General features: G+C 53.1%; 1 protein-coding gene, 2 tRNA genes and 3 rRNA genes. All 6 read right to left on the bottom strand.

Annotated elements, in window-relative coordinates; translation table 11 throughout:
* Positions 1 to 15: 15 nt before the first annotated feature.
* Positions 16 to 130, bottom strand: a 5S ribosomal RNA gene (gene rrf / locus FGK64_RS22015).
* Between the two features lie 123 nt (positions 131 to 253).
* A 23S ribosomal RNA gene (locus tag FGK64_RS22020) occupies positions 254 to 3,104 on the bottom strand.
* Positions 3,105 to 3,495: 391 nt separating this feature from the next.
* A tRNA-Ala gene (locus tag FGK64_RS22025) sits at positions 3,496 to 3,571 on the bottom strand.
* A 103-nt stretch (positions 3,572 to 3,674) separates the two neighbouring features.
* Positions 3,675 to 3,751 (bottom strand) — tRNA-Ile (locus tag FGK64_RS22030).
* Positions 3,752 to 3,886: 135 nt separating this feature from the next.
* Positions 3,887 to 5,348, bottom strand: a 16S ribosomal RNA gene (locus FGK64_RS22035).
* The 16S, 23S and 5S rRNA genes sit together here with 2 tRNA genes alongside, the layout of an rRNA operon.
* 253 nt (positions 5,349 to 5,601) lie before the next feature.
* Positions 5,602 to 5,902, bottom strand: a 301-nt coding sequence (locus tag FGK64_RS22410; protein ID WP_210236619.1) for a hypothetical protein, incomplete at its 5' end; no start/stop codon positions are given.

Consider the following 5,902-nt stretch of genomic DNA (forward strand, 5'->3'; position numbering starts at 1 on the left):
AGGGGCATTTACTAGGTTTGGCGATGACCTACTCTCCCACGACTTGAGCCGCAGTACCATTGGCGCGAAGGCACTTAACTTCCGGGTTCGGGATGGTTCTGGGTGTTTTGCTCTTGCTATGATCACCAAACCGAGGAAATACCCCTATTTTCGTGACGTTCGATGCGGTGCATCGAGCCATCACGGTGTTGTCCAAGTCGAGTTTTATTGAGGAATGTATGCTTATTGGTTCCGAATTTTGCTGTTACTGGAACAAATCAAGCCTATCGGGCAATTAGTACTGGTCAACTGAACGCGTTACCGCGCTTACATCTCCAGCCTATCGACGTGGTGGTCTACCACGGCCCTCGGGGATACCTTGTTTTGAGGGGGGCTTCCCGCTTAGATGCCTTCAGCGGTTATCCTGTCCGATCATAGCTACCCTGCACTGCCGTTGGCACGACAACAGGTCCACCAGTGGATCGTTCACCCCGGTCCTCTCGTACTAGGGGCAACTCCTCTCAAGTATCCTACACCCACGGCAGATAGGGACCGAACTGTCTCACGACGTTCTAAACCCAGCTCACGTACCTCTTTAAACGGCGAACAGCCGTACCCTTGGGACCTGCTCCAGCCCCAGGATGAGATGAGCCGACATCGAGGTGCCAAACACTGCCGTCGATATGGACTCTTGGGCAGTATCAGCCTGTTATCCCCGGCGTACCTTTTATCCGTTGAGCGATGGCCCTCCCACTTGGGACCACCGGATCACTATGGCCGTCTTTCGACTCTGCTCGACTTGTCAGTCTTGCAGTCAGGCTGGCTTCTGCCATTGCACTCAACGAGCGATTTCCGACCGCTCTGAGCCAACCTTCGCGCGCCTCCGTTACGCTTTAGGAGGCGACCGCCCCAGTCAAACTACCCGCCACGCAGGGTCCCGGATCCGGATAACGGACCGCGGTTAGACATCAAGAGTAAGAAGGGTGGTATCTCAAGGGAGGCTCCACAGAGACTGGCGTCCCTGGTTCAAAGCCTACCACCTATCCTGCACATCTCAATCCTGATGCCAGTGCGAAGCTGTAGTAAAGGTGCACGGGGTCTTTCCGTCTAACCGCGGGAAGCCTGCATCTTGACAGGCAATTCAATTTCGCTGAGTCGATGTTGGAGACAGCGGGGAAGTCGTTACGCCATTCGTGCAGGTCGGAACTTACCCGACAAGGAATTTCGCTACCTTAGGACCGTTATAGTTACGGCCGCCGTTTACCTGGGCTTCAATTCAGAGCTTGCACCCCTCCTTTTAACCTTCAGGCACCGGGCAGGCGTCAGACCCTATACGTCGTCTTTAGACTTCGCAGAGCCCTGTGTTTTTAGTAAACAGTCGCCACCCCCTGGTTTGTGCCCCCAGCCAATACTTGCGTAGAAACTGGGCCTCCTTCTCGCGAACTTACGGAGGTATTTTGCCGAGTTCCTTCAACATCGTTCTCTCAAGCGCCTTGGTATTCTCTACCAGTCCACCTGTGTCGGTTTAGGGTACGATCTTATGTAAGAGCTATTTCCAGGAACCTCTCAGCAGCCCACTCAATCCGATAAGGATGAACTACCTTCGAGATCCGTCACTTCTTACTGGCCCAGGAATATTAACCTGGTTCCCATCGACTACGCCTTTCGGCCTCGCCTTAGGGGTCGGCTTACCCTGCTCAGATTAGCTTTAAGCAGGAACCCTTGGACTTTCGGCGAGAGTGTCTCTCACACTCTTTGTCGCTACTCATGTCATCATTCTCGCTAGTGATCTCTCCACCGGATCGCTCACGCGCCGGCTTCACAGAAAGCCTCTTGTGTCCAATCCTACCGAAGTAGGTAAGGACACATGAGACTATGTCACACTACGCTCTGCTACCATGCCTTACGGCATCCTCAGCTTCGGCTCATGGCTTGAGCCCCGTTACATCTTCGCCGCAGGATAACTTATTTAGACCAGTGAGCTGTTACGCTATCTTTAAAGGATGGCTGCTTCTAAGCCAACCTCCTGGTTGTTTTGGTCGTCCCACCTGCTTTCCCACTTAGCCATGAATTGGGGGCCTTAGCTGGAGGTCAGGGTTGTTTCCCTCTCCACCACGGACGTTAGCATCCGCGGTGTGTCTGCCATCTAGTACTCCTCGGTATTCGGAGTTTGGTTAGGATCAGTAAGCCTGTGGGGCCCCATTACCCATCCAGTGCTCTACCCCCGAGGGTATACGGATGACGCTCTACCTAAATAGATTTCGCAGAGAACCAGCTATCTCCGAGTTTGATTGGCCTTTCACCCCTAGGCACAACTCATCCCGACCTTTTTCAACAGGTGTGGGTTCGGACCTCCAGTAAGTGTTACCTTACCTTCATCCTGGTCATGCCTAGATCACTCGGTTTCGGGTCTGATCCATCTAACTCAACGCCCTATTAAGACTCGCTTTCGCTGCGCCTACACCTAACGGCTTAAGCTTGCTAGATAGACCAAGTCGATGACCCATTATACAAAAGGTACGCTGTCAGGCCGCAAGGGCCCTCCAACTGATTGTAGGCGTTCGGTTTCAGGTACTGTTTCACTCCCCTCGTCGGGGTGCTTTTCACCTTTCCCTCACGGTACTGGTTCACTATCGGTCAGTAAGGAGTACTTAGCCTTCGGAGGTGGTCCTCCGATCTTCAGACAGGATTTCACGTGTCCCGCCCTACTTAATACGTCCAATCATGCTTCATATACGGGACTGTCACCCACTATGGTCCAGCATTCCAACTGGTTCTATTCACATTCATGGCTCGGCTGGTCCCCGTTCGCTCGCCGCTACTAAGGGAGTCTCTATTGATGTCCTTTCCTCCGGGTACTTAGATGTTTCAGTTCCCCGGGTTTGCCTTTATAACCCTATGTATTCAGGTTATAAATACCTGGTTAACCGCATTATTGATACCATCTCTCCAGCTTGGAAGCATGGTAATTGGTAACAATAACACAGTATCAGGTGGGTTGCCCCATTCAGAAATCCATGGATCAAAGCTTATTCTCAGCTCCCCATGGCTTATCGCAGAGTATCACGTCTTTCATCGCCTCTTACTGCCAAGGCATTCACCAAACGCCCTTCTCGCGCTTGATTTGATCCAGAAAAAGCAAAACTCACGTCTTGCGGGGGCGCGGAAGCTGGTAACAACCGGCCCGTTATTCTGAACCAAAAGCATACTTTCCCGCCCGCTTCATGTCGGTGAAGCGGACAATGGTTCAGCTGTCGCTGAACCGGGTTAGTGTACTTGACTTGGACAACTCTGTTCGTTTCAGCAGGGATACGACATAGTCGAGCGAGGAAGCACCCGACTGCGCGCCTTCTGCCCGAGGGCAGAACCTGGCTGAGATCACCACCACACTCGGCGGGATCAAACAGTGTTGATTTTGTATCTCTCTATACGATGTAAAAGGCGTTTCCGAGGAAACGCAGCGTCCGATTGGACGGTAAAGCACTGCGACCAGTGCTTTACGGTCAAATCGAGAATTGGTGGAGCCTAGGAGGATCGAACTCCTGACCTCCTGAATGCAAATCAGGCGCTCTCCCAGCTGAGCTAAGGCCCCAGTGCTTTTGCAAAGCAAAAACTGCATCAGGTCACTCTCGGTCGTTTGCGATGCAAACAACCTGCCGTGACAACGTGCTTTCTGCCTGCGGCAGAAAATCACTTGGTGGGTCGAGGAGGACTTGAACCTCCGACCTCACGCTTATCAGGCGTGCGCTCTAACCACCTGAGCTACCGACCCATACGGGCGGTAGCCCGTGTTCTGTTCTGAAGAGATATGAGGACGGCCTGGTCCGATGTATGATCGGCTTTGATTGCCAATCTGCTAAGTGTTTCACGATCAAGAGCAAGCTCGAGATACTAGAAACATCCTTAGAAAGGAGGTGATCCAGCCGCAGGTTCCCCTACGGCTACCTTGTTACGACTTCACCCCAGTCGCTGAGCTCACCGTGGTCCGCTGCCCCCTCGAAAGGTTGGCGCACGGCCTTCGGGTAAACCCAACTCCCATGGTGTGACGGGCGGTGTGTACAAGGCCCGGGAACGTATTCACCGCGTCATGCTGTTACGCGATTACTAGCGATTCCGACTTCATGGGGTCGAGTTGCAGACCCCAATCCGAACTGAGATAGCTTTTTGGGATTAACCCATTGTCACTACCATTGTAGCACGTGTGTAGCCCAACCCGTAAGGGCCATGAGGACTTGACGTCATCCACACCTTCCTCCCGCTTATCACGGGCAGTTCCCTTAGAGTGCCCAGCCGAACTGCTGGCAACTAAGGGTGTGGGTTGCGCTCGTTGCCGGACTTAACCGAACATCTCACGACACGAGCTGACGACAGCCATGCAGCACCTGTCACTGCGTCCCCGAAGGGAACCATCCATCTCTGGATGTAGCACAGGATGTCAAGGGTTGGTAAGGTTCTGCGCGTTGCTTCGAATTAAACCACATGCTCCACCGCTTGTGCGGGCCCCCGTCAATTCCTTTGAGTTTTAATCTTGCGACCGTACTCCCCAGGCGGAATGCTTAATCCGTTAGGTGTGACACCGAACAGTATACTGCCCGACGTCTGGCATTCATCGTTTACGGTGTGGACTACCAGGGTATCTAATCCTGTTTGCTCCCCACACTTTCGCACCTCAGCGTCAGTATCGAGCCAGTGAGCCGCCTTCGCCACTGGTGTTCCTCCGAATATCTACGAATTTCACCTCTACACTCGGAATTCCACTCACCTCTCTCGAACTCTAGACCAGGAGTTTTGGAGGCAGTTCCGGGGTTGAGCCCCGGGATTTCACCCCCAACTTTCTGATCCGCCTACGTGCGCTTTACGCCCAGTAATTCCGAACAACGCTAACCCCCTCCGTATTACCGCGGCTGCTGGCACGGAGTTAGCCGGGGTTTCTTTACCAGGTACTGTCATTATCATCCCTGGCGAAAGAGCTTTACGACCCTAAGGCCTTCATCACTCACGCGGCATGGCTGGATCAGGCTTGCGCCCATTGTCCAAGATTCCCCACTGCTGCCTCCCGTAGGAGTCTGGGCCGTGTCTCAGTCCCAGTGTTGCTGATCATCCTCTAAAACCAGCTATAGATCGTAGACTTGGTAGGCCGTTACCCCACCAACTATCTAATCTAACGCGGGCCGATCCTTTCCCGATAAATCTTTCCCCCGAAGGGCTTATACGGTATTACTCTCAGTTTCCCGAGGCTATTCCGTAGAAAAGGGTACGTTCCCACGCGTTACTAACCCGTCCGCCGCTCACCCGAAGGTGCGCTCGACTTGCATGTGTTAGGCCTGCCGCCAGCGTTCGTTCTGAGCCAGGATCAAACTCTCAAGTTGAAACGATCTTGCGACCGTATCCTTGACGTTCGAACCTCTGCACATCTCCACCAGGAGGCTAATCCTGATGGAAGTCTCTGTTTGTTGTGCTTCGGGTTTCAGAAGAAACCGAAAGCCGTACAAACAGTGAAGCTGACACCTTATCATCGGCGCTACCGCTGACGCTACTTGAGCGTACCATCATCGGCTTTGCCTAAAGGCGTGATATACAGACGTTGATCCATCGAATGAACCAAACCGCCCACATATCTCTTCAGATATCATCAATTTCAAAGAGCGTAGAGACAAAACTCACAGGATGCGCCCTAACTTCTTCGGCGCGCCCCGCCCGTAATACCTCAGATTTTTTCGTTCTGCGTCTCGTTACCGACCCGTTCGTTTCCGTCCGTGCCGCCCGTCTGGCGCCCCGTTGCTGCGTCGCCGCCGCTTCGGTGAGGGCGTATCTACGGTCACCCGCCGACACCCGCAACCCCTTTTTTAAAAAACCGTCATCTTTTTTGCAAAAATCTGAAAAGTAAAACAGTATCAAATGCTTAGATGGGAGGGTTCCGGGC

Origin of the sequence: Arenibacterium halophilum, from assembly GCF_005938225.1 — a bacterium.
Lineage (GTDB): Bacteria > Pseudomonadota > Alphaproteobacteria > Rhodobacterales > Rhodobacteraceae > Arenibacterium > Arenibacterium halophilum.